A 292-nucleotide genomic window follows, 5' to 3' on the forward strand; every position below is an offset into this window, starting at 1 on the left:
GGGCGCGGTGAACGGCTTGATGTCGTTGACGAACTCGGTCTCGATCCAGCGGGTGTGGACCTGGAACGGCTCGCTCGAGCCGGTCAGCTCCGGGGCGAAGGCCGGGTCCTTCACGACGGTCTGGTGGAAGGGGATGGCGGTGGCCATGCCCTCGACGGTGAATTCGTTCAGGGCGCGGGCGGCGCGCTGCAGGGCCTGCTGGCGGGTGGCGCCGGTGACGATGAGCTTGGCGAGCAGGGAGTCCCAGGCCGGGCCGATGACGCTGCCGGACTCCACACCCGCATCCAGGCGC

1 pseudogene is annotated in these 292 nt (G+C 70.5%); it reads right to left on the reverse strand.

Features of this window, described 5'->3' with window-relative positions:
• A pseudogene (locus IG84_RS38605) lies at positions 1-292 on the reverse strand (acetyl-/propionyl-CoA carboxylase subunit alpha); the annotation flags it as partial.

The organism is Streptomyces ochraceiscleroticus (genome assembly GCF_000720485.1).
Lineage (GTDB): Bacteria > Actinomycetota > Actinomycetes > Streptomycetales > Streptomycetaceae > Streptomyces > Streptomyces ochraceiscleroticus.